The sequence below is a fragment of the Arthrobacter phoenicis genome (genome assembly GCF_047238215.1).
GTDB lineage: Bacteria > Actinomycetota > Actinomycetes > Actinomycetales > Micrococcaceae > Arthrobacter.
On sequence record NZ_JBDFMK010000001.1, the window covers coordinates 2,987,528 to 3,010,240 of the forward strand.

Here is a 22,713-nt window from a genome sequence, read left to right on the forward strand (position 1 = left end):
TAGCCTACCGTCCGGCCGCACCGGTGAACGTGAACCACAGCAGCGCCAGGTTCAGGGCCACCACCAGCAGCACGCTGACCACGGATGCGATCCGCAGCGGCAGCCGGTCGACGAAGCCGCCCATCAGCGGGGTACTGCTGGTCAGCACCACCAGCGGGACCAGCACGAAGGGGATGCCGAAGCTCAGCACCACCTGGCTGAGCACCAGCGCCCAGGTCGGGTCGAAGCCCACGGCCAACAGCACGACGGCGGGCACCAGGGTCACGAGCCGGCGCACCATCAGGGGAATCCTGATCTTCAGGAGCCCCTCCATGATGGTTCCGCCGGCGTAGCAGCCCACGGAGGTGGAGGCCAGGCCGGAGGCGAGCAGTCCGACCGCGAAAACCACACCCACCACCGGTCCCAGGCTGGCGCTGATGGCGGCGTGCGCGCCCTCGATGCTGTCCGTGCCCTCCACCCCGCCGAGGGTCGACGCGGCCAGCAGCAGCATGCCGATGTTGACGATCCCGGCCACGGCCAGCGCCGCGATGACATCCCAGCGGGTGGCGCGCACCAGCCGGTCCAGCGCGTGCTGCGGAACGTGCCGGTGGCGGTCCGGGCGGTGCCGGTCCCGGGAGAGCGCGGAGTGGACGTAAATGGCATGCGGCATGACGGTGGCGCCCAGCATGCTGGCGGCCAGCAGTACTGTGTCCGGGCCGCGGAACCCGGGGACCAGGCCGGAGAGGACCCCGGACGGATCCGGCGGGCTGATGAACAGCCCGGCCAGGAAGCCCACTGTGATGATGCCGAGCAGGCCCATGATCACCAGTTCGAAGGGCCGCTGCCGGTTCCGGCTTTGCATGGCCAGCAGTGCCATGGAGATGCCGCCGACGACGACGGCGCCCAAGGGGAGGGGGAGGCCAAAGAGCAGGTAGAGGGCGACGGCGCCGCCGACCACTTCGGCCAGGTCAGTGGCGGCCGCGACGACTTCGGCCTGGACCCAGAAGGCGCGCCGCCAGCCGGGACGCAGGCGTTCCCCGAGCAGTTCCGGCAGGCTGCGGCCCGTGACGATGCCGAGCTTGGCGGACTGGTACTGCACCAGGACGGCGACGACGTTGGCCACCACCAGCACCCAGACCAGCAGGTAGCCGAACTGGGCGCCCGCGGTGAGGTTGGCCGCCACATTGCCGGGATCCACGTAGGCGATCGCGGCGACGAAGGCGGGCCCCAGCAACCCCAGCAGGGCGCGGCGGTGCCCCTTCCTGCCGCGGACCGGGCTGTGGCCGCCGGCGGCGGGATCCTGTCCGGTGAGGTGCAACATTGCAGGCTCCTGCGGCTGGTGGGTCCAATGATTTCCGTAAGCCTGAACAAAAATGTTAGGCATACCGAAATCATAGGCTCAGACCTTCACCGCGCGCCAGCTTTGGGTGAGGTAGGGGAGGGCCAGCGTCTCGCCGGGACCGTGACCGAGGTGCTCGTACAGGTACCACTGGAGGTTGGCCAGCACCTTGGCCCGGGTGGCCTCCCCGGCCCGCAGGAAGTAGCTGCGGGACTTGGCCAGCTCCAGGATCTCCTCCGGCGTCACCGGGTCCTCCCACCGGGTCAGGTGGCTCTCCAGCCCGGTGAACTCGGGCCCGACCGGTGGGCGGAACGAGGGTTTGTGGACGTCCCCAGCGTGCATGATCCGGGAGAGCCGGTGCACCCACGGTACGGAGGTGTCCAGCTGGTTCCAGATCAGCCCGAGCACCCCGTGCGGCCGCAGGATGCGGGCGGTCTCGGTGCTGGCCTGCAGCGGCTCGCACCAGTGCCAGGCCTGCGCCACCGTCACCAGGTCGAACGCCGACGCCGGGAGCCCGGTGTGTTCGGCGGTCCCCACCGTGGCCGGGACGCCCGGGAGGACTGCGCGCAACTGGTCCAGCATGTCCGCCGACGGGTCGACGGCGGCCGTGGCCAGGCCGCGGGCCACGAGGAGGGCGGTAAACTTTCCGGTGCCCGCCCCGACGTCGGCCGCGTCCCGGGCTCCGGCGGGGATGAGCCAGTCGGCGGAGTCGGCGGGATAGCCGGGCCGCACCCGGTCATAGTGTTCCCCGCCGTCCTGGAAGCTCGCTCCGAGCTCCTTCCGCCGGGTCTGATGCAGTTTGGGGCCGCCGCCTGCCACGTGAACTCTCCTTCGGCAGCTCGGGAAGATACCCGTCGAATCTACCGCAAACCGGCTATTCGGGGCCGTCGAGGGTGCAGGGGGCAGCCCCGGCGGTGCCGGGGGTGTTGGGCGCCCAGTGCGGGTAGCTGCGGGTGTCGTTCGCCGGTACCCAGCGCCCGGCATCCACCACGTAGTCCCAGCCCAGGCCGTCGCGCCGCAGCGTCCGCAGCGCGGCCAGCAGCCGCTCGGCGTCCTCGAGCCGGGAGCCCAGGCCGAAGCTGGCCCGCAGCGACCCGGCGGGCAGGCCCAACCGCCTGAGCAGCGGATGCGCGCAGAACCGGCCGTCCCGCACGCCGATCCCGTGCTCGGCGGACAGGTACGCGGCGACGAGTCCGGCGTCGTACCCCGCGACCGAGAAGTTTACGACGCCGATGGTGCCGCAGCCCTCCCCGCGGTCGGTCTCCTCGAAGATGTGGTGCACGCTCACGCCGTCGATCTCCCGCAGGCCGTCGGCAAGGAAGGACCGGATGGCATCCTCGTGGCCGTGCCAGGATGCCTCGTCCAGGGCGGCGACCGCCTGGGTGGCGCGGGCCAGGGCGGCCGCGCCGAGGACGTTGGGGGAGCCGCCCTCGTGCCGGGCCGGTCCGGTGGTCCAGCTGACGGCGTCCAGCCGGGCGTCGCGGACGGCGCCGCCGCCGGCCAGGTGCGGCGTTCCGGCATCGAGCCAGTCCGGCCGCCCCACCAGGACGCCCGCGCCGAACGGTGCGTAGAGCTTGTGCCCCGAGAAGGCAACATAGTCGATGCCGTCGGCCGCGACGTCGATCCGGCGGTGCGGGGCCAGCTGCGCGGCGTCGACGACGATCCGGGCCCCGTGCTCGTGCGCCAGCGCCGCCAGCTCCCGGACGGGCAGGATCTCGCCGGTGACATTCGACGCGCCCGTGACCGCGAGCAGGCTGATGCCGCCCGCGGCCAGCTCCGCCCGGAGCCGCGCCAGCGTCCCGGCCAGGGTGGGCGCGGCGACGACGCTGCGGTGCGGAACGCCCTGCCACGGCAGCAGGTTCGCGTGGTGCTCGATGTCCAGGTACAGGACCTCGCCCAGGTGCCGGCCGCCGGCGGTGGGCAGGCACCCGGCCAGGAGGTTCAGAGAATCGGTGGTGTTCCGGGTGAAGATGACCGCGTCGTCGGGCCGGCCGCCGACGAAGTCCCGCACGATGGTCCGCGCGTTCTCGTACACCGAGGTGCTCAGCTGGGAGGCGTAGCCGGCACCGCGGTGGACGCTGGCGTAGTAGGGCAGGATCTCGTTGAGGTAGGCAGAGACCACGGACAGGGCGGGGGCCGAGGCGCCGTAGTCCAGATTGGCGTAGCGGACGTGGCCGCCCTGGATCAGCGGCGCTTGGATCTCGGCGCCGGTCACGGCGGCCAGCGGGGTGCGGGCAGCGGATGCAGCCGTGGGGATGGATGCTGGGGATGAAAAAATGGCAGTCGACATGGGACCTCGCTCGAAAAGGACCCCGCGTGCAGGGGATCCGCGCTTGCCGGGTCCGCTCCGGACCGGCCAGGTCGTCACCCGGGGCACCCCGCCGCGAAAGGAGGGTTGCCGGCCAGCAAACCGGGGTTTAGCGCTGGCACTCGTGACCTGTTTCGAGCCTAGGACAGAAGTGCCGCGCCCCGGAAAGGGGCGCGGCAATGTGAAGCGCTGTGTTACGCGGAACGGGCCCCCAGAAAAGGCGCAGCTCTAGAGCAGGTCGTCCAGGTTCGGGTTGAGCCGCTTGAGGACCTCGGAGTGCAGGATCGAGTTCGTGGCCAGGGCGTTGCCGCCGAACGGGCCGTCCTCGCCCTCGAGGGAGGTGAACCGGCCGCCGGCCTCGGTGACGATCGGGACCAGTGCGGCCATGTCGTAGAGGTTCAGCTCCGGCTCGCAGGCGATGTCGACGGCGCCCTCGGCCACCAGGCAGTAGGACCAGAAGTCGCCGTAGGCGCGGGTGCGCCAGACCTCCTCGGTCAGGCCCAGGAATTCGTCCAGGTTGCCGCGCTGCTTCCAGCCGCCGAGGCTGGAGTAGGAGAGGGAGGCATCCGAGAGGTCCGAGACGTTGGAGACCCGCAGCCGGGTGGCGGCGGCCAGCGAGCGGCCCGTGTAGGCGCCGGCGCCCTTGGCGGCCCACCAGCGCTTGCCGAGGGCGGGGGCGCTGACGACGCCGACCACCGGTTCGCCCTCGTCCACCAAAGCGATGAGGGTGGCCCAGACCGGGACGCCGCGCACGAAGTTCTTGGTGCCGTCGATCGGGTCGATGATCCAGCGGCGGGAGCCGTGGCCCGAGCTGCCGAACTCCTCGCCCAGGACGGCGTCGCGGGGGCGGGAGCGGGAGAGCTGGCCGCGGATGGCTTCCTCGGCGGCCTTGTCGGCGTCGGTGACCGGCGTCAGGTCCGGCTTCGTCTCGATTTTGAGGTCAAGGGCCTTGAAGCGGCTCATGGTCTGGGAATCGACCGAGTCCGCCAGGACGTGGGCAAGGCGCAGGTCATCGTTGTAGCTCGACGCGGGTTGGCTCATGCTTCCAAACTACCGTCTAAACGCGCCCCGGCCGGGGAGGCCACGTCCCGGACGGCCTGATCAACCGCGGGGCGAAGGAGTGACGTACGGTCAGGAGACGGTGCCCAGTTCCTTGGTTTCCTGGGCTTCCTGCCGCGGGTCAGTGCCCAGCAGCCGGCGCAGCGAGGCCAGCCGGGCCGGGCCGGAGGGTCCCGCGTGGCCCGCCTGCACCCACGCGTCCACGCCGCAGTTGACGGCGGTGGCGTCGTGCTTGCAGCCGCGTTCGCAGTCCTCGGTGCCGGGGGCCAGGTCGGGGAAGGACCGCAGGATGCGGTCCGGGTCCACGTGGGCCAGCCCGAAGGACCTGATGCCGGGGGTGTCGATGATCCAGCTGCCGGCCGGGGCGTCCGTGACCTTTAGCGCCAGGGCGGAGGAGGAGGTGTGGCGGCCGCGGCCCGTGACGGCGTTGACGCCGCCGGTGGCGCGCTCCGCCCCCGTGAGGGCGTTGACCATGGTGGACTTGCCGACGCCGGAGTGGCCGAGCATGACGGTGACCCTGCCGTCGAGGTGGCCGTGCAGTTCGGCGACGGCGGGGCCGTCCAGCCGGGCGGAGAGGCCGTCGTCGGAGCGGGCGTCGATGCCGGAGGCGGAGGCGTCGGCGGTCTTGGAGATGATGACGGGCAGGTCGAGGTGGCGGTAGTTCGCCAGCAGCTCTGCCGGGTCCTTGATGTCGGCCTTGGTGATCAGCAGCAGCGGCTCAATCCCGGCGTCGTAGGCGGCCACCAGCGCGCGGTCGATGAAGCCGGTGCGCGGCTCCGGGTTGGCGGCGGCCACGACGACCACCAGCTGGTCGGCGTTGGCCACCACGGCCCGCTCGATCGGATCGGTGTCGTCGGCGCTGCGGCGCAGCAGGGTGCGCCGGTCCTGGATCTTCACCAGCCGGGCGAGAGTGTCCGGTTCGCCGCTGACATTGCCGACCAGGGAGACGAAGTCACCGGCCACCACCGGGTTGCGGCGCAGTTCGCGGGCACGCGCGGCGATCACGGTGCGCTCGGTATCGGTGCCCTCGGCGACGACGGCGGTGTAGCGGCCGCGGTCCACCGTGATGATCCGGCCGGTCACGGCGTCGTCGTGGCTGGGCCGGTCCTTGGTGCGCGGCCGGGAGCCCTTCTTGTTGGGGCGGATCCTGACGTCGGATTCGTCCCAGGAGTCAGTGCTGCGGGCCACCGGCGGCGTCCTTGTCTGCACGGGTCTCGTCTGTACCGGTGCCGTCGGCCGGGATGAGCATGGCGGCCCAGAGCTGCGGGAAGTCCGGCATGGTCTTGGCCGTGGTGGCGATGTCCTCGACCTCGACGCCGGGGACGGCGAGGCCCAGGATGGCGCCGGCGGTGGCCATCCGATGGTCGGCGTAGCTGCGGACCACCCCGCCGTGGAGCGGCGCGGGCCGGATGACGAGGCCGTCGGCGGTTTCCTCCGCGTCGCCGCCCAGCCGGTTGATCTCGGTGACGAGTGCGGCGAGCCGGTCCGTTTCGTGGCCGCGCAGGTGCGCGATGCCGGTCAGGGTGGAGGGGCCGTCCGCCAGGGCGCAGAGCGCGGCGACCGTGGGGGCGAGTTCGCTGGTGTCGGCGAAGGTGCCGCCGCTAATGGACCGGCCGCCGGTGACGGTCAGGGTGCCGCCCTCGAGGCTGACGGTCGCGCCCATCGCGGCGAGGATGCCGCGCCAGAGGTCGCCGACCTGCGTGGTGCCCACGGGCCAGTCGGGGATGCGGACGGTTCCGCGGGTGGCGAGGGCCGCGGCGAGGAACGGTCCCGCGTTGGAGAGGTCCTGCTCGATCCTGCGGTCGAAGGCGCGGATGGGGCCGGGGGAGACGATCCAGTGGTTGGGGCGGGAGTCGTCGACGGTGACGCCGAGCTCCCGGAGCGTGGCGACGGTCATCGCGATGTGGTCCAGGCTGGGGACGGGCTGGCCGGGGTTGGCGGCGCTGCGGTGCTCCAGGTGAAGGCCCTCGGTGAAGCGGGCACCCGCCAGCAGCAGGGCGGAGACGAACTGTGAGGACGCGCTGGCATCGATCACCAGGTGGCCGCCCCGGACCTGGCCGGTGCCCTCGACGGCGAAGGGGAGGGCCGTCGCGGGGCCGCCGTCGGGCGCGGCGACGTCGACGCCGAGGCCGGTGAGGGCATCGATGATGGTGCCCATCGGCCGAAACCGGGCGTGCGGATCGCCGTCGAACACCGTCCGGCCCTGCCGCAGCGCGGCCAGCGGCGGCACGAACCGCATCACGGTGCCGGCCAAGCCGCAGTCGATGTCGGCCGGGGCGCTCGACGCCCCGGCGGGGGCGGGCAGCACTTCGAGGTCGGGGCCGAACGCGCCGTCGCCGGGAACCTCCGTGATGGTGGCCCCGAGCCGGCGCAGGGCCGCGATCATCAGGGCCGAGTCACGCGAATGCAGCGGCGCCCGCAGCCGGGACGGGCCGTCGGCGAGGGCGGCGAGCACCAGGTAGCGGTTGGTGAGGGACTTGGAGCCCGGGACCGTGACGGTGGCATCGACGGGGTGGCCGGCGTAGGGCGCGGGCCAGTGTGGGCCGCCGCCGGCGGGCACGGATTCAGCTGCGGCGGGGGCAGTACCAGTCATCGACGCTTTAGGCTCCGACGGCGTTGTCCACGGCCTTGCGGACCGCCTTGTCGGCCTTCTTCAGCTTCTTGCCGGTGCTCTTGCGCGCGTCGGCGGCGAGGTGGGCGGTGGAGCGGCGGGCGTCGGCGGCGAGGTGCTCGGCGCGCCAGGCCAGGCTCGGCTTGCCGTTGGTGTCGACCGAGGCCAGAAGCACGCCGCCGGTCAGGGTGATGTTCTTGAGCAGCTGCTTGCGCCGGTTCTCGCGTCCTTCCTTGGATGAGATATCGGCGGAGCGCCACTCGACGTACGCGTTGAGGGCGGAGATGACGCCCAGGACCGTCGCGGACAGGCGGGCGAACTTGCCCAGGGCGAAGCAGGCGCCGGCGCCCACCTGGGCGCCCCCGATCACGCGGGCCAGGGTCTTCTCGGAGGTCTGGAAGGGGAGGGCGTCGGCCGCGCGGCTCAGCAGGGGGGACAGCTGGGTGGCCGTATCGTCCGCGTTCCGCAACTTATCCATGCCTGCGAGCACGAAACTGGAGGCGAGCATGGGACGGGCGAAGAACCGGACTGGCGACATGAATTTCCTCCTGGGTGGATGAACCGCGGGTGTTCTGCGGGGAACCGGTTCTAGTCTTGCACTTTTGCGGAATATTTGCCTGTTTACGGAGGTTGTGCAGGTAGTGCCGCAAAAAGCGAGGAGAGGTGGAAGTTTGACTCTGGTTCAGACCACGGAACGGACCGACACGGACGTCGCCAACCCTTGGGCCCGTGCCTTCGCGGGTCCGCCGGGAACCACCAAAACCGGTGGCAGGCCCGCGGTGACAGTAGACTTGAAGGCAATGAGCACCATGGATCCGGCCGTCGCGGCCAAGCACCAGGCAGCCGGGAACGAAGCCGCCGCCACCCCGTCGGACCGGGAGACCGCCGTCGAGGACGTTGCGGCTGAGCGCGCCGCCAGCGAAACCGTCGCGGTGGACGGCAGCGGCACGCCGCTGGACACCGACGTCGAAAGCACGGAGGAGCGGCGCATCCGCTTCGAACGTGACGCCATGCAGTACGTCGACCAGCTGTATTCGGCGGCGATGCGGATGGCCCGGAACCCCGCGGACGCTGAGGACCTGGTGCAGGAGGCCTACACCAAGGCCTTCTCCGCCTTCCACCAGTACAAGCCGGGAACCAACCTCAAGGCCTGGCTGTACCGCATCCTGACGAACACGTACATCAACCTGTACCGCAAGCGTCAGCGCGAGCCGCTGCAGTCGAACTCGGACACCATCGAGGACTGGCAACTGGCCCGCGCCGAATCGCACACCTCCACGGGGCTGCGGTCGGCAGAGGCGGAGGCACTGGACCACCTGCCCGACTCCGACGTGAAGAGGGCGCTGCAGTCCATTCCGGAGGAGTTCCGTCTGGCGGTGTACTTCGCCGACGTCGAGGGCTTCGCGTACAAGGAAATTTCAGACATCATGAACACCCCGATCGGGACCGTCATGTCCCGGCTGCACCGCGGCCGGCGCATGTTGCGGGACATGCTGGCCGACTATGCGGCCGAACGGGGTTTCAGGGCCGCAGGCGAGACCGCCGCGGCCGAAGGCAACAATCAGGAGAACAGGAAATGAGCGACTGCCAGGGACTGGGCGACTGCGACGACACCCGGATGCAGCGCATCTACGAGTATCTCGACGGCGCCCTGACGCACGACGACATTGCAGAGATCAAGGACCACCTCGACGGGTGCCCGGAATGCCACGAGCAGTATGACCTGGAGTGTGTCATCCGGGTCATGGTGAAGCGATCCTGCTCCGAGGCGGCCCCGGAGAACCTCAAGAACTCCATCCTCGACCGCATCCATTCGTACAAGCCGGCCGACGCCTGATCCGGCCACCGGCCACGACGGCCGGCCGAGACAGCAGAAGACCCCGGAACCAGATGGTTTCCGGGGTCTTCGGCTTTAAAGCTGTCTATCCAAGCCGTGGCTTAGGTGTTGGGGCGCTTACCGTGGTTCGCGCCGCCACGCTTACGGTCACGACGTTTACGTGCACGCTTGCTCATAGCTGGCCTCCTTAATTTTTGGTACTCAAAAGAGCTGCCCTCAAGTCTCCCACATTGGCGGGGCCGCCGCGAACCGGACGGGCGTTGCCGCCAGGGTCGGACGGTCACCCGGCCAGGGAGTTCCGGATGGAGATCCGGGCTTGGTCCAGGACGGTTCGGACGGTCTCCAGGGTCACCGGGCTGACCGGTTCCTGCCCCGCGTGCCGCCGCAGTTCCACCCGGATGTCGTCGCGGAAGGACTGCACCAGCATCTCGGCCTCGCGCAGCCGGAGGTCACCCTCCCGCGAGTAGCGCGCCGCCGCGCCGGCCCGGGCCGCGCCGCGGGCGGCTTCGGCGGTCGCGGCCAGGTCCGCCCGCAAGCCCTGCATGTTGCTCCGGATGTCCTCACGCAGCTTGTCAGCCAGGCGCCGGACGGAGGCGGAGATGTCACTTTCCACCGCGGCGAGTTCGTCCCGCCGTCGGTCCAGCTCCACCCGGCCCGCGTCGGTGATGCTGTAATTCGTGCGCCGGCCCTCGGTGCTGGTGGCCACCAGCCCCTCCTCCTCGAGCTTGCCAAGCCGGGGATAGATCGTCCCGGCGCTGGGGGAGTAGGTGCCGCCAAAGCGGTCACTGAGGGCCTTGATCAGCTCGTAGCCATGCTTGGGACCCGACTCGAGCAGGGCCAGCAGGTAGAGCCGGAGCGCGCCGTGCGCGAAGACGGGCGGCATCAGAGGCCCGCTTCGCTGCCCGGTTCCGGCTGACGGTGGAAGAGTGCGGTCTTCCCGGAGACCGAGTTGGTCCGCACCAGCATCAGCTTCGCGTCCGGGCCGGCGATGGTCTGCACGCTGCCACCGGGCTGGGTGTACTGCTGGTCGTCGATGACGACGGCGCCGCTGGCGGACTTGGCGATGATGTCCACGCCGACGTCGTGGGGGAGCCGGACCGTGACGTCGCCGGAGACGGAGTTGGCGCCGAAGTCCTGGGTGAAGCCGAAGAGGTCGAAGTTGAGGTCGCCGCTGACGGTGTTGGCGCGAATGTTGCTGAAGTCGCCGGAGGCGGTGACCTCGCCGGAGACGCTCTTGGCTGTCAGGACCCCGCGGTGGTTGCGGGCGATGACCTCGCCGCTGACCGTGTTGACCCCGAGTTCGCCCTCGGTGCCGTCGGCCAGGACGGAGCCGGAGACGGTGTTGAGCCGGGTGTGGCCGGTCAGCCCGGAGACCATGCCGTCGCCGCTGACCGTGCCCGCCTCGACGTCGACGCCGGCGGGCAGGGCGATGCTGATGACCACCGAGTTGCTGGAGTTGTTGTTGACCGTGCCCATGAGGTTCTTGAACCAGCCCTGCGGTCCGTGCAGCTGGTGCCGGATCTCCAGCCGGCCGTCGGTCAGGGTGATGGCCAGCGGGTCGCCGTCGATCGTGGAGACTTCGATCCGGGCCACATCCTCGTCATGGCTGACGATGTCGAAGCGGCCCCGGACGATGCCGAGCTTGAGCGAGCGGACGCCGTCGACGTCGATGGTCCGGGGACCGGTCACGGTCCATGAGTTCTCTTCCATGGTTCCTCTTCGGCTGCAGGATGCGATATATCGCGTTGATGGCTCCACGCTACCGCCGCCGGAGGGCAGGGTCAAGATATATCGCGTTCTATTCCGGCGTGGACATGCCCAGCCACTGGAACCAGCCGCGGTGCAGCACCAGCCAGGCCATCAGGCCGTAGCCGGCCTGCCCCGGGGTCCCGCCGTTCGCGGCTAAATCCTGGCGCCACTGGTCGTGGTTGAGCAGCGGGGAGAAGGTGTCCACATAGAGGTGCTTGCGGCGGGTGGTGACGTCGGCGAAGGCGGTGTTCAGTTCGCCGAGCCGGCGGTTCTGGGCCGGGTCGAGGGTGGGCGGCGGCCCCACGACGAAGACTTCGATCTTGTTCTGCGAGGCCGAGTCCAGGATGTTGGCGAGGTTGAGCCGGCTGCGGGCGGTGGAGAGGCCGAATTCGATGTCGCGTCCGGAGAGGCCAATGACGAGGCGGTTCTCGCTCTGCGGGGAGAAGCGGCGGCCGGCCTCCTCCAGCCAGCGCTCGGCCAGGCCCTCGGTGCCCTCCTGGGGGCAGGGTAGGGGGTAGCTCTCAAGGCTGAGGCCGTCCTGCGGCGTGCGCGCCAGGACCCGGCCCAGCCAGCCCAGTGCGCGGGGATCGCCCATGCCGGCCAGCAGTTCATCTCCCACGGCTGCGATCCGCAGCTTACGATCTTCCACGTCTACCTCTTCACTCCCTGCGCCCCGTCCCGGGACGCTGCCCACGGACCCGGCTGCTGGTTTAAACGACGCTGCCCGGCCGGTTCGTGGTGTTCCACTTCCGGCCGGGCAGCCCGGTACTACTTACGTGCGAATGCCTGCTTGAGCAAGGTGTCCTGCTCGGCTGCGTGGCGCTTCATCGACCCGGCCGCCGTGGAGGCGGAGGCGGGGCGGGAGACGAGTCGCACGCGGCGGTCGAGGGCGTCCGGCAGGTTCAGGCCGATGAACGGCCACGGACCCTGGTTGGCGGGCTCGTCCTGGGCCCAGACAACCTCGGCGTTCGGGTACTTGGCCAGTTCGGCCGCGATCTCCTCGGCGGGCAGCGGGTAGAGCTGCTCGACGCGGACGATCGCCGTCGTGGTGTCCCCGGTCTTCTGCCGCGTGGACAGCAGGTCGTAGTAGAGCCGGCCGGAGACCAGCAGCACGCGCTCGACGGCGTCAGCCTGCAGCTGCTCGTGTTCCGGGATGACCGGGCGGAAGGCGCCCGAGGTGAAGTCCTCCACCGAGGAGGCCGCCGCCTTGAGGCGCAGCAGCTGCTTCGGGGTGAAGATGATCAGCGGCTTCCGCGGACGGCTGTAGGCCTGGCGGCGCAGCAGGTGGAAGTGCGAGGCAGGGGTCGTGGGGTTGGCCACGATCATGTTCTCTTCGGCGCAGAGCTGCAGGAAGCGCTCGATCCGGGCCGAGGAGTGGTCCGGGCCCTGGCCCTCGTAGCCGTGCGGGAGCATCAGCACCAGCGAGGACCGCTGGCCCCACTTCTGCTCGGCCGAGGAGATGAACTCGTCGATGATGGTCTGAGCCCCGTTGACGAAGTCGCCGAACTGGGCCTCCCAGAGCACGAGCGCGTCGGGGCGCTCCACCGAGTAGCCGTATTCGAAGCCCATGGCCGCGTACTCGGAGAGCAGGGAGTCGTAGATCCAGAGCTTGGCCTGGTCCTCGGTGAGGTTGGCCAGCGGGGTCCACTCGTCGCCGTTGGCGCGGTCGTGGAAGACGGCGTGGCGCTGCACGAAGGTGCCGCGGCGGGAGTCTTGGCCGGCGAGCCGGACCGGGACGCCCTCCATGGTCAGCGAGCCGAAGGCGGCCAGTTCGCCGAAGCCCCAGTCGATGCCGCCTTCACGGGACATCACTTCACGCTTCTCCAGCAGCTGCTTGAGCTTGGCGTGGACGGTAAAGCCCTCTGGGTATTCGATGTGGGCCTTGCCGATCCGGGCCAGAGTCTCCGCGGAGATCGCGGTGGACTCGGGTGCGCCGGAGCCGGTGTCGGACTGCTGGGCCGAAGGGAGCTCCAGGTCGGAGACGGCGCCGGTGTCCGCGGTGATGACGGGGATCGGCGAGGTCTGCGCGGCGTGGGTCTCGGCGAAGACCCGCTCCAGGCGTTCCTGGTAGTCGCGCAGCAGCTGCTCCGCTTCTTCCTCGGTGATGTCGCCGCGGCCGATCAGGGACTCGGTGTAGAGCTTGCGGACCGAGCGCTTGGCCTCGATGAGGTTGTACATCAGCGGCTGGGTCATCGAGGGGTCGTCGCCCTCGTTGTGGCCGCGACGGCGGTAGCAGACCATGTCGATAACGACGTCCTTGTGGAACCGCTGGCGGAACTCGTAGGCCAGCTGGCCGATGCGGACCACGGCCTCCGGGTCGTCACCGTTCACGTGGAACACCGGCGCCTGGATCATCTTGGCGACGTCGGTGGAGTACGTGGACGACCGCGAGGACGACGGCGCGGTGGTGAAGCCGACCTGGTTGTTGACCACCACATGGATGGTGCCGCCGGTACGGTAGCCGCGCAGCTGGGAGAGGTTCAGGGTTTCCGCGACGACGCCCTGGCCGGCGAAGGCCGCGTCGCCGTGCACCATGATCGGCAGCACGGGGAAGGTCTCGCCCTGGTCGAGGCGGTCCTGCTTGGCGCGGACGATGCCCTCGAGCACGGAGTCGACGGCCTCGAGGTGCGAGGGGTTGGCCGCGAGGTAGACCTTGGTCTGCTTGCCGTTGTCGGAGGTGAAAGTGCCCTCGGTGCCGAGGTGGTACTTCACGTCGCCGGAGCCCTGCACGGAGCGGGGATCCTGGGTGCCTTCGAACTCGCGGAAGACCTGGGCGTAGGTCTTGCCGGCGATGTTGGTCAGCACGTTCAGGCGGCCGCGGTGGGCCATACCGATCGCAACCTCGTCGAGGCCGTCGTCGGCGGCGTCGGAGATGATGGCGTCCAGCAGCGGGATCAGCGACTCGCCGCCCTCAAGGGAGAAGCGCTTCTGGCCGACGAACTTGGTCTGCAGGAAGGTCTCGAATGCCTCGGCGGCGTTGAGCCGCGAGACGATGCGGAGCTGCTCATCGCGGCTCGGCTTGGAGTACGGGTGCTCCAGCTGGTCCTGGAACCACTTGCGCTCGGCCGGGTCCTGGATGTGCATGTACTCGATGCCGGTGGTGCGGCAGTAGGCGTCGCGGAGCACGCCCAGGATGTCGCGGAACTTCAGCATCGGCTTGCCGCCGAAGCCGCCGGTGGGCCACTCGCGGTCCAGGTCCCAGAGGGTCAGGCCGTAGGTCAGGACGTCGAGGTCCGGGTGCTTGCGCTGGACGTACTCGAGCGGGTCGGTGTCCGCCATCAGGTGGCCGCGGACGCGGTAGGAGTGGATCAGCTGCTGGATCCGGGCGACCTTGTTGATCTCGTCGGCCGGGTCCACCTGCAGGTCCGGGCTCCAGCGCACGGGCTCGTAGGGGATGCGGAGGGATTCGAAGATCTCGTCGTAGAAGCCCTGCGCGCCGAGGAGCAGCTGGTGCACCAGCTTGAGGAACTCGCCGCTGCCGGCACCCTGGATGACGCGGTGGTCATAGGTGGAGGTCAGGGTCAGGACCTTGCTGATGGCGTTCTGGGCGATGATCTTCTCGCTGGCGCCCTGGAACTCGGCCGGGTAGTCGAGCGCGCCGACGCCGATGATGGCGGCCTGGCCCTTGGAGAGGCGGGGGACCGAGTGCACGGTGCCGATGCCGCCCGGGTTGGTCAGCGAGACCGTGGTGCCGGCGTGGTCGTCGGCGGTCAGCTTGCCGTTGCGGGCGCGCTTGATCAGGTCCTCGTAGGTGTGCCAGAACTCGGAGAAGTTGAGCGTCTCCGCCTTCTTGATGTTCGGGACCATGAGCAGGCGGGTGCCGTCCGGCTTGGGCATGTCGATCGCGATGCCGAAGTTCACGTGCGCCGGCTGCACCGCGGAGGGCTTGCCGTCGACGACGTCGTAGTAGACGTTCATGGAGGGGAACTGGGCGAGGGCCCGGATGACGGCGTAGCCGATCAGGTGGGTGAAGGAAACCTTGCCGCCGCGGGCGCGGGCCAGGTTGGAGTTGATCACGACGCGGTTGTCGATCAGCAGCTTGGCCGGGATGGCGCGGACGCTGGTGGCGGTGGGAATCTCGAGGCTGGTGACCATGTTGGCGGCGATGGCCTTCGCCGGGCCGCGGAGGACGGAGACGACGTCTTCCTCGGGGGCGGTCGGTGCCTTGACGTTCTTGGGGAGCTGGGCCGGGATGGGCTGGGTGCCGGCGCCGGGCTCTGCGGTCTTCGCGCCGTCGCGGGCCACGGTGGCCGGAGCCTTCGGGGCGGCGGGGGCCGGAGCTGCAGCGGCGGGTGCGGCGGCCGGGGCGGCAGGAGCCGCGGGGGCCGGGGCGGCGGGGGCTGCCTGGGCCGGGGCGGCGGGCGCCACGACAGGGAGTTCGCGGGTGATGGGGTGGGCTGCGGCCGGAGCCGTCGCGCCGTTGGTCGAGGAACCGTCGCTGGCTTCGAAGGACTCGAACAGGGGCCACCATTTGGCGTCTACCGTGTTCTTGTCCTGCTGGTACCGCTCGTACAGTTCGTCAACGAGCCACTCGTTTCCGCCAAATTCCTCGGGTAGACGGTGGCTTGGCTGCTCTGGCACTTGAAATACGCCTCTTCCATGAGTTTGATTCCCGCTGGTTTCCACGGTGCCGCAGCACGTCAATCGAACCAGTTCTCCGCGTCCAGTGAACCCAGACCTTTGCCAGTCTAGTGACGACCCGCGCGAATCCGCCAATAAGCGTGACTCAAATCATTGCCGGGCCGTAGCGGGCCGGGAGTAGCGGGTTCGGGGCGGCCGCCGGAGTGTCGCAGGGCTCGCCTAGAATCGTTCGGAGAACCCCTTTTCCGGCAAGGAGCAACCGTGCGTTTCCTCAGTGAGCCCAGCACCGACCTGACCTACTCGGACCTCTTCCTGGTCCCGTCCCGGTCGGAGGTGACGTCCCGGCTGGATGTCGATCTCGCCGCGGACGACGGCACCGGCTCGACGATTCCGCTGGTGGTGGCCAACATGACGGCCGTGACCGGAAAGCGGATGGCCGAGACCATGGCCCGCCGCGGCGGCCTGGCCGTGCTGCCGCAGGACGTCCCGCTGGAGGTGCTGCGGGATGTCGCTTCCTGGGTCAAGTCCCGGCACGCGGTCTTCGAGACCCCGGTGCGGCTGAGCACTACGGACACCGTGATCGACGCCCTGCACCTGATCGGGAAGCGTCCGCACGGCGCCGCCGTCGTGGTGGACGACGCCGGTGCTGTCGCAGGGGTGGTCCGCGCCGCGGACTTCGAGGGCCAGGACCGCTTCGCGTCGCTGGGTTCCGTGATGCGCCACCAGCCGCTGGTGTTCGACGCCGCCGACCTTGACGCCGCCGGGCACGATTCAGGCCAGGCGCTGCGCCGGGCGTTCGAGGCGATGGATGCCGCGGGCACGGACTTCGCCCCGGTCCAGCGGGACGGCGTCCTGGCCGGTGTCCTGACCCGCAAGGGCGCGCTGCGTTCCACGCTGTACCGTCCGTCGCTGGACGCCGGGGGAGCCCTCAAGGTGGCCGCCGCCGTCGGCATCAACGGGGACGTCGCCGGCCGTGCCGCCGAACTGCTCGCCGCCGGCGTCGATGTCCTGGTCCTGGACACCGCCCACGGCCACCAGCAGAAGATGTTTGACGCCCTGGCCGCGGTCAAGGGCCTCAACCCGGGCGTCCCGGTCGTGGCCGGCAATGTGGTCACCGCCGAGGCGACGCGCGAACTGATCGCCGCCGGCGCGGACATCGTGAAGGTGGGTGTCGGTCCCGGTGCCATGTGCACCACCCGCATGATGACCGCCGTCGGGCGCCCGCAGTTCTCCGCCGTCCTCGAATGCTCCGCGGCTGCCCGGGACGCGGGCGGCCGCGTCTGGGCCGACGGCGGCATCCGCTACCCGCGCGACGTTGCCCTGGCCCTGGCCGCCGGCGCCAGCCAGGTGATGATCGGTTCCTGGTTCGCCGGCACCCACGAGAGTCCGGGTGACCTGCAGCTGGACGCTAACGGCCGGCAGTACAAGGAAAGCTTCGGCATGGCCTCGGCGCGTGCGGTGCAGAACCGCAACCAGCGCGAGGGCGCCTTCGACAAAGACCGCAAGGCGCTTTTCGAGGAGGGCATCTCCACCTCGCGGATGTACCTGGACGCGGCACGCCCGGGGGTGGAGGACCTGCTGGACATGATCACCGCCGGCCTGCGCAGCTCCATGACCTACGCCGGCGCCACGGACCTGGCCGCCTTCCGCGAGCGGGCGGTGGTGGGCCTGCAGTCCGCCGCCGGGTACGAGGAAGGCCGCCCGGTCCCGCAGAGCTGGTAGCGGACCGGCTTTCTCGTATCCGGGCGGCGGGAAACACCCCGGTGGCGGGGAACGGTGCTCCTGTAGACTGAAGGTCTTATGGACAGTAAATCTAGGTGCCGGCCTGGGGGCTGTCAGCGCGGAACGCACGCCGTTCCCGCCCAGTCCACCCATAGAGCCGGCAAACCCCGTTCACGCGCCCATCACACTCCCGCCGCCCGGCACGCATCCTTCGCCGGCCGGAGTGTCTTCCAGGAAACAGGGTCGGCGTCCGCTGACCATCCTCCGCCGGGACGTTTCCCCCGGTCCCTCCTTCAGCCCCGCGAAGCGGGCCGCTAAATGGAGTGGCTCCTGCTTGGAGCAGGTTTCCTGCTCATCCTCGGCACCGGCTTCTTCGTGGCTGTCGAGTTCTCCCTGGTCGCGCTCGACCAGGCAACGGTGCAACGCGCCGTGGACAACGGCGACACGGCGGCCGCGCCGTTGCTCAAATGCCTGAAGTCCCTCTCCACCCAGCTCTCCAGCTGCCAGCTGGGCATCACGCTGACCACCCTGCTGACCGGCTACGTCATGGAGCCCTCGGTGGGCCGCCTGCTGGAGGGCCCGCTCGCGGCCCTCGGCCTGGCGGAGGCCGCCGCGACGTCGGTGTCCCTGATCGTGGCGATGATCCTGGCGACCCTGCTCTCGATGCTGATCGGCGAACTGGTGCCCAAGAACGCGGCCATCGCGCTGTCCTTCCAGGTAGGCAAGGCTCTCGCCCGGCCGCAGCTGGTGTTCACCGCCATCTTCAAGCCGGCCATCGTGCTGCTCAACGGCTTCTCCAACAAGGTCCTGCACCTCTTCGGCCTGGAGGCCAAGGAGGAAATCTCCGGGGCCCGGACGCCGGCCGAGCTCGCCTCGCTGGTCCGCCGCTCCGCCGCCATGGGCACCCTGGACGAGGGAACCGCGAACTTCGTGTCGCGGACGCTGAACTTCTCCGGACGCACTGCGGCCGACGTGATGACCCCGCGCATCCGGGTCGAAACCATCGACAGCCACCAGCCGGTCTCCGACATTGTCGAGGCCGCCAAGCGCACCGGATACTCCCGGTTCCCGGTGATCGGTGAATCCTCCGACGACATCCGCGGCGTGGTGCACATCAAGAAGGCGATCGCCGTCCCGGCGGACCGCCGCGCCAACCTCGAGGCCGGAGCCATCATGACCGAGGTCCTCCGGGTGCCGGAGACCATCCACCTGGACGGGCTGCTGGCCGAACTGCGCGAGGGCAACCTCCAACTGGCCGTCGTGCTGGACGAATATGGTGGAACCGCCGGCATCGCCACGCTCGAGGACCTCGTCGAGGAAATCGTGGGCGAGGTGGCCGACGAGCACGACAAGGTCCGCCCCGGCCTGCTGCAAAGCGCCTCCGGCGACTGGTACTTCCCCGGACTGCTGCGCCCGGACGAACTCTCCGAGCAGATTCCCGGACTCACCGTCCCGGACGAGTCAACCTACGAAACAGTGGGCGGCTACGTCATGAGCCAGCTGGGCCGGATCGCTTCGGTGGGTGACACGGTCGACGTCGTCGGCGGCACCCTCAGCGTCACGCGCATGGACGGACGCCGGATCGACCGGATCTGCTTCAAGCCTGCACCGCCTGAGCACGGCGGCGGCCCGGACAACGGGCGCATCGACGCCGGGAAGGCCGGTGCCGCATGAGCGACTGGGCAGGAATCCTGTGGCTGGCCGTGCTGCTGCTCGGCAACGCCTTCTTCGTCGCGGCGGAATTCGCCATCATGTCGGCCCGGCGCAGCCAGATCGAACCGCTCGCCGAGGCCGGGTCCAAGCGTGCCCAGACCACGCTGCGGGCCATGGAGAACGTCTCCCTCATGCTGGCCTGCGCGCAGCTGGGCATCACGGTCTGCTCCCTGCTGATCCTGCAGGTGGCCGAGCCGGCCATCCACCACCTCCTGGCGGTACCGCTGGAGGGCGTGGGCATCCCGGTGGAGATGGCCGACGTCGTCGCCTTCGCCATCGCACTGCTGGCGGTGACGTTCCTGCACGTGACCTTCGGCGAGATGGTTCCCAAGAACATCTCCGTCTCCGTGGCGGACAAGGCGGCCCTGCTGCTGGCGCCGCCGCTGATGCTGATCGCCCGCGGAGTGAAGCCGGCGATCGTGGCGCTGAACTGGTCCGCCAACCACATCCTGAAGCTCATGCGGATCGAGCCCAAGGACGAGGTGAGCTCCTCCTTCACCCTGGAGGAGGTCCAGTCGATCGTCCAGGAATCCACCCGGCACGGGCTGGTGGTGGACGACGCCGGGCTGATCACCGGTGCGCTGGAATTCTCCGAGCACACCGCGGCGGAGGTCATGGTGCCGCTGGAGCGGCTGGTGATGCTCAAGGACGCCACCACGCCCGAGGAGTTCGAGAAGGCCGTGAGCCGGACCGGGTTCTCCCGCTTCCCGATGCTGGATGACGAGGGAATGCTCTCCGGCTACCTGCACATCAAGGACGTGCTCTCCATCCCGGAGTCCCGCTACCATCACCCGATCGCGGAGAGCCGGATCCGGTCCCTCGCGAACCTGGCCGTGGGGGACGAGATCGAGAAGGCCATGTCCGTCATGCAGCGCACGGGTTCGCACCTGGCCCGCGTCATCGGCGCGGACGGGCACACGCAGGGTGTGCTGTTCCTCGAGGATGTGATCGAACTGCTCGTCGGCGAGATCCGGGACGCCACCCAGGCCACCGGCTACCGGAGGCTCGGACAGGAGTAGCAGCGCGGCGGGTCTGACCCTAAATAGGAATGATTCCCATTTAGGGTTAGACTCGTTCTATTGCTAACGCTTCTCAATAAACGATTCGAGGCTTCCCGTGCGCCGTTCCGCCACTGTCCTTCTCCTGGCAGGCATCAGCAGCCTGCTGCTGACCGCCTGCGGCCCGGGTCCAACCGCGGACCGTGCGGGTGCCGGCGACGGAGTGGTCGACGTCGTCGCCTCCACCAGCGTGTACGGGGACTTGGTCCGCTCCGTGGGCGGGGACAAGGTGCGCGTCACCTCGATCATCAACCGCACCAGCCAGGACCCGCACTCCTATGAGGCCACCACCCAGGACAAGCTGACCGTCTCGAAGGCCGAGCTGGTGGTCGAAAACGGCGGCGGCTACGACGACTTCCTGCACAAGCTGGCCGGGGACGCCGGCCTGGGGGAGAAGAACCTCCTGAACGCCTCCGACGCCTCGGGCCTCAAGACCGGGGACACCGCGTCCTTCAACGAGCACGTCTGGTACAGCATGTCCGGCATGAGCACCTTCGCCGACGCCCTGGCCGACAAGCTGGCGGCCCTGGAACCCTCCTCCGCGGACACCTTCAAGGCCAGCGCGGCGGCCCTGAAGAAGGACCTCTCCGGCCTCGACACGCGGCTGGCCGCGCTGAAGGCCGCCGACGGGAACGCCGGCGTCGCCGTGACCGAGCCCGTGCCGCTCTACCTGCTCGAAGCTGCCGGCCTGCAGAACCGGACGCCGGAGGAGTACACCGCGGCGATCGAGGACGGCGCCGACGTGCCCCCGGCCGTCCTGCGCTCCGCCGTCGACCTCGTGAAGTCCGGTTCCATCCGCCTGCTGGCGTACAACCCCCAAACCGAGGGACCGCAGACCATCGCGCTCAAGGACGCCGCCACCGCGGCCGGCGTGCCGGTGGTGGACTTCGGCGAGACCCTGCCCGAGGGCAAAACGTACCTGCAGTGGATGTCCGGCAACATCGACGCGCTCGCCAAGGCCCTCGGCCGGGGCTAGCGGACCTAGAATCATCCCATCAGACGCGGCCGTTCGGCCCGACAGAAATTGAGGATCCCCGAGTTGACACCCGTCGTAAGCCTGCGTGGCGCCTCCCTGCGGTTCGGGAGCCGCGTGCTCTGGCAGGACCTGGACCTGGACATCATGCCGGGGGAGTTCTTCGCCGTCCTGGGGCCCAACGGCAGCGGTAAGACGAGTTTCCTCAAGGTGCTGCTGGGCCTGCAGGAACTGAGCGCCGGCACCGGCACCCTCGACAGGCAGCCGATTGCCCGCGGGAACCGTCGGATCGGCTACGTGCCCCAGCAGGAGTCCTTCGACCCGGACACCCCGCTGCGGGCCCGCGACCTGGTGGGCCTCGGCGTCGACGGCCACCGCTGGGGCATCCGCCTCGGCGGCGGCAAGGTCAACCGCCGGATCGATGAGCTGCTGGCCGAGGTCGGCGCGCAGGACTACGCCAAGGTGCCCGTCGGCCAGCTCTCCGGCGGCGAGCAGCAGCGGCTGCGGGTGGCACAGGCCCTCGCCACGGATCCGGGCGTGCTGCTCTGCGACGAGCCGCTGCTGTCCCTGGACCTAAACCACCAGCAGGCGGTCAGCTCCCTGATCAACCGGCAATGCCACGAGCAGAACAGCGCCGTGGTGTTCGTGACCCACGAAATCAACCCGATTATGGACTATGTGGACCGGGTGCTCTACCTGGCCGGCGGCCGCTTCCGGGTGGGAACCCCCGAGGAAGTGATGACCACCGAGGTGCTCTCCGACCTCTACGGCAGCCACGTCGAGGTGATCCGCGCCAACGGCCGGCTGATTGTGGTGGGCCTGCCGGCCGCCACCACCCACCACCACGAGGACGCGCACGCCGTGGCCGGAGAGGTGGGTTAAGTGGACTTCGACGCCGTACTGCACGCCATCTTCAACTTCGAGAACTACGGCGAGCTGCTGGCCCTGGTGCAGAACTCGCTCTGGGCCGGGGCGGTCCTCGGCCTGCTGGGCGGCTTGGTGGGAACGTTCGTGATGAAGCGGGACCTCGCCTTTGCCGTGCACGGCATCTCGGAGCTCTCCTTCGCCGGTGCCGCCTTCGCGCTGCTGATTGGCGCAGACGTGGTGGCCGGCTCGCTCGCCGGGTCCGTGGTGGCGGCCCTGATCCTCGGCGTGATGGGGGTCCGGGCGCGGGACAAGAACTCGACCATCGGCGTGCTCATGCCCTTCGGCCTGGGCCTGGGCATCCTGTTCCTCTCCCTGTACGAGGGCCGCGCCGCGAACAAGTTCGGCCTCCTCACCGGGCAGATCGTCTCGGTGGGAACGGTCCAGCTGCAGGTCCTCGCCGGCGCCGCCGTCGTGGTGATGCTCGCGCTCTTGGCCATCTGGCGGCCGCTCACCTTCGCCAGCGTCGACCCCAAGGTGGCCGCCGCCCGCGGTGTCCCGGTGCGCGGGCTGGCCCTGGGGTTCATGGTGCTGCTGGGCGTCAGCGTGGCTCTGTCCATCCAGATCGTGGGGGCGCTGCTGGTGCTGGCGCTGCTGATCACTCCGGCGGCCGCGGCCCTGCGGGTAACATCCTCGCCGCGCCTGGTGGTGCTGCTGAGCGTGGTCTTCGCCGTGTCCGCCACGGTCGGCGGGATCCTGCTGGCGCTGGGCGGCCGGCTTCCCATCAGCCCGTACGTGACCACGCTGTCCTTCCTGATCTACGTGGTCTGCCGCGTCATCGGCGGCGTCCGCGCACGGCGCGGCCTCAACGGCCGGACCAGTCCCGTGGCCGCGTAGTCGGAATCGGCGCTTTCCGGGCA

The 22,713-nt window shown here is 69.7% G+C and carries 20 protein-coding genes and 1 riboswitch; of the genes, 8 read left to right on the forward strand and 12 right to left on the reverse strand.

Annotated features, from left to right (window positions below):
* Window positions 1-4: 4 nt before the first annotated feature.
* From ABC337_RS14025 to ABC337_RS14055, 7 genes are all read right to left on the reverse strand, one after another.
* A complete protein-coding gene (locus ABC337_RS14025; protein ID WP_412883450.1) occupies window positions 5-1,300 on the reverse strand; it encodes an Nramp family divalent metal transporter in 1,296 nt (431 codons plus the stop codon).
* Window positions 1,301-1,378: 78 nt separating this feature from the next.
* Entirely contained in the window at window positions 1,379-2,137 is a 759-nt protein-coding gene (locus ABC337_RS14030; protein ID WP_412883449.1) for a class I SAM-dependent methyltransferase, read from the reverse strand.
* Window positions 2,138-2,192: 55 nt separating this feature from the next.
* Window positions 2,193-3,608 (reverse strand): aminotransferase class V-fold PLP-dependent enzyme, encoded by a 1,416-nt coding sequence (locus ABC337_RS14035; protein ID WP_412883448.1) that lies wholly within the window; start codon window positions 3,606-3,608, stop codon window positions 2,193-2,195.
* Between the two features lie 34 nt (window positions 3,609-3,642).
* A riboswitch (SAM riboswitch) is annotated at window positions 3,643-3,756 on the reverse strand.
* 98 nt (window positions 3,757-3,854) lie between these two features.
* On the reverse strand, window positions 3,855-4,667 hold the full coding sequence (gene hisN, locus ABC337_RS14040) for a histidinol-phosphatase (protein WP_364139048.1): 813 nt from the start codon (window positions 4,665-4,667) through the stop codon (window positions 3,855-3,857).
* A gap of 90 nt (window positions 4,668-4,757) precedes the next feature.
* The gene (gene rsgA / locus ABC337_RS14045; RefSeq protein ID WP_412883447.1) at window positions 4,758-5,873 is read right to left on the reverse strand and encodes a ribosome small subunit-dependent GTPase A; all 1,116 of its coding nucleotides are present in this window, start codon (window positions 5,871-5,873) and stop codon (window positions 4,758-4,760) included.
* Window positions 5,857-7,278 (reverse strand): 3-phosphoshikimate 1-carboxyvinyltransferase, encoded by a 1,422-nt coding sequence (gene aroA, locus ABC337_RS14050; RefSeq protein ID WP_412883446.1) that lies wholly within the window; start codon window positions 7,276-7,278, stop codon window positions 5,857-5,859. Before aroA ends, rsgA begins: the two co-directional genes overlap by 17 nt.
* A 7-nt stretch (window positions 7,279-7,285) precedes the next feature.
* The gene (locus ABC337_RS14055) at window positions 7,286-7,834 is read right to left on the reverse strand and encodes a DoxX family protein (protein ID WP_290257349.1); all 549 of its coding nucleotides are present in this window, start codon (window positions 7,832-7,834) and stop codon (window positions 7,286-7,288) included.
* Window positions 7,835-8,075: 241 nt separating this feature from the next.
* On the opposite strand from ABC337_RS14055, the gene ABC337_RS14060 reads away from it, so the two are divergent.
* Entirely contained in the window at window positions 8,076-8,876 is an 801-nt protein-coding gene (locus ABC337_RS14060; RefSeq protein ID WP_412884914.1) for a sigma-70 family RNA polymerase sigma factor, read from the forward strand.
* Window positions 8,873-9,133, forward strand: a complete 261-nt coding sequence (gene rsrA / locus ABC337_RS14065) for a mycothiol system anti-sigma-R factor (protein WP_412883445.1) — start codon at window positions 8,873-8,875, stop codon at window positions 9,131-9,133. Before ABC337_RS14060 ends, rsrA begins: the two co-directional genes overlap by 4 nt.
* 101 nt (window positions 9,134-9,234) lie before the next feature.
* On the opposite strand, the gene ABC337_RS14070 is transcribed toward rsrA, so the two are convergent.
* The 5 genes from ABC337_RS14070 to ABC337_RS14090 form a co-directional block, all read right to left on the reverse strand.
* Window positions 9,235-9,309, reverse strand: coding sequence for a 50S ribosomal protein bL37 (locus ABC337_RS14070; protein WP_369299106.1), 75 nt, complete (start codon window positions 9,307-9,309; stop codon window positions 9,235-9,237).
* A gap of 104 nt (window positions 9,310-9,413) precedes the next feature.
* The gene (locus tag ABC337_RS14075) at window positions 9,414-10,016 is read right to left on the reverse strand and encodes a PadR family transcriptional regulator (RefSeq protein ID WP_412883444.1); all 603 of its coding nucleotides are present in this window, start codon (window positions 10,014-10,016) and stop codon (window positions 9,414-9,416) included.
* On the reverse strand, window positions 10,016-10,843 hold the full coding sequence (locus ABC337_RS14080) for a DUF4097 family beta strand repeat-containing protein (protein WP_412883443.1): 828 nt from the start codon (window positions 10,841-10,843) through the stop codon (window positions 10,016-10,018). The genes ABC337_RS14075 and ABC337_RS14080 overlap by 1 nt, the downstream gene beginning before the upstream one ends.
* 88 nt (window positions 10,844-10,931) lie before the next feature.
* Entirely contained in the window at window positions 10,932-11,531 is a 600-nt protein-coding gene (locus tag ABC337_RS14085) for a GDSL-type esterase/lipase family protein (protein ID WP_412883442.1), read from the reverse strand.
* Between the two features lie 119 nt (window positions 11,532-11,650).
* Window positions 11,651-15,463 carry a multifunctional oxoglutarate decarboxylase/oxoglutarate dehydrogenase thiamine pyrophosphate-binding subunit/dihydrolipoyllysine-residue succinyltransferase subunit gene (locus tag ABC337_RS14090; RefSeq protein ID WP_412883441.1) on the reverse strand — a complete coding sequence of 1,271 codons (3,813 nt, stop codon included), beginning with the start codon at window positions 15,461-15,463 and terminating at the stop codon, window positions 11,651-11,653.
* Window positions 15,464-15,724: 261 nt separating this feature from the next.
* Here ABC337_RS14090 and guaB1 point away from each other — a divergent pair, with 261 nt between their 5' ends.
* The 6 genes from guaB1 to ABC337_RS14120 all read left to right on the forward strand — a co-directional run bounded on the left by guaB1 (window position 15,725) and on the right by ABC337_RS14120 (window position 22,690).
* Window positions 15,725-17,185, forward strand: coding sequence for a GMP reductase (gene guaB1 / locus ABC337_RS14095; RefSeq protein WP_412883440.1), 1,461 nt, complete (start codon window positions 15,725-15,727; stop codon window positions 17,183-17,185).
* A gap of 318 nt (window positions 17,186-17,503) precedes the next feature.
* A complete protein-coding gene (locus ABC337_RS14100) occupies window positions 17,504-18,859 on the forward strand; it encodes a hemolysin family protein (protein ID WP_412883439.1) in 1,356 nt (451 codons plus the stop codon).
* On the forward strand, window positions 18,856-19,917 hold the full coding sequence (locus tag ABC337_RS14105; protein ID WP_290257357.1) for a hemolysin family protein: 1,062 nt from the start codon (window positions 18,856-18,858) through the stop codon (window positions 19,915-19,917). Before ABC337_RS14100 ends, ABC337_RS14105 begins: the two co-directional genes overlap by 4 nt.
* A 97-nt stretch (window positions 19,918-20,014) precedes the next feature.
* A complete protein-coding gene (locus tag ABC337_RS14110) occupies window positions 20,015-20,932 on the forward strand; it encodes a metal ABC transporter solute-binding protein, Zn/Mn family (RefSeq protein ID WP_412883438.1) in 918 nt (305 codons plus the stop codon).
* A 63-nt stretch (window positions 20,933-20,995) separates the two neighbouring features.
* Entirely contained in the window at window positions 20,996-21,811 is an 816-nt protein-coding gene (locus ABC337_RS14115; protein WP_412883437.1) for a metal ABC transporter ATP-binding protein, read from the forward strand.
* The gene (locus tag ABC337_RS14120) at window positions 21,812-22,690 is read left to right on the forward strand and encodes a metal ABC transporter permease (RefSeq protein ID WP_412883436.1); all 879 of its coding nucleotides are present in this window, start codon (window positions 21,812-21,814) and stop codon (window positions 22,688-22,690) included.
* Window positions 22,691-22,713: the final 23 nt, after the last annotated feature.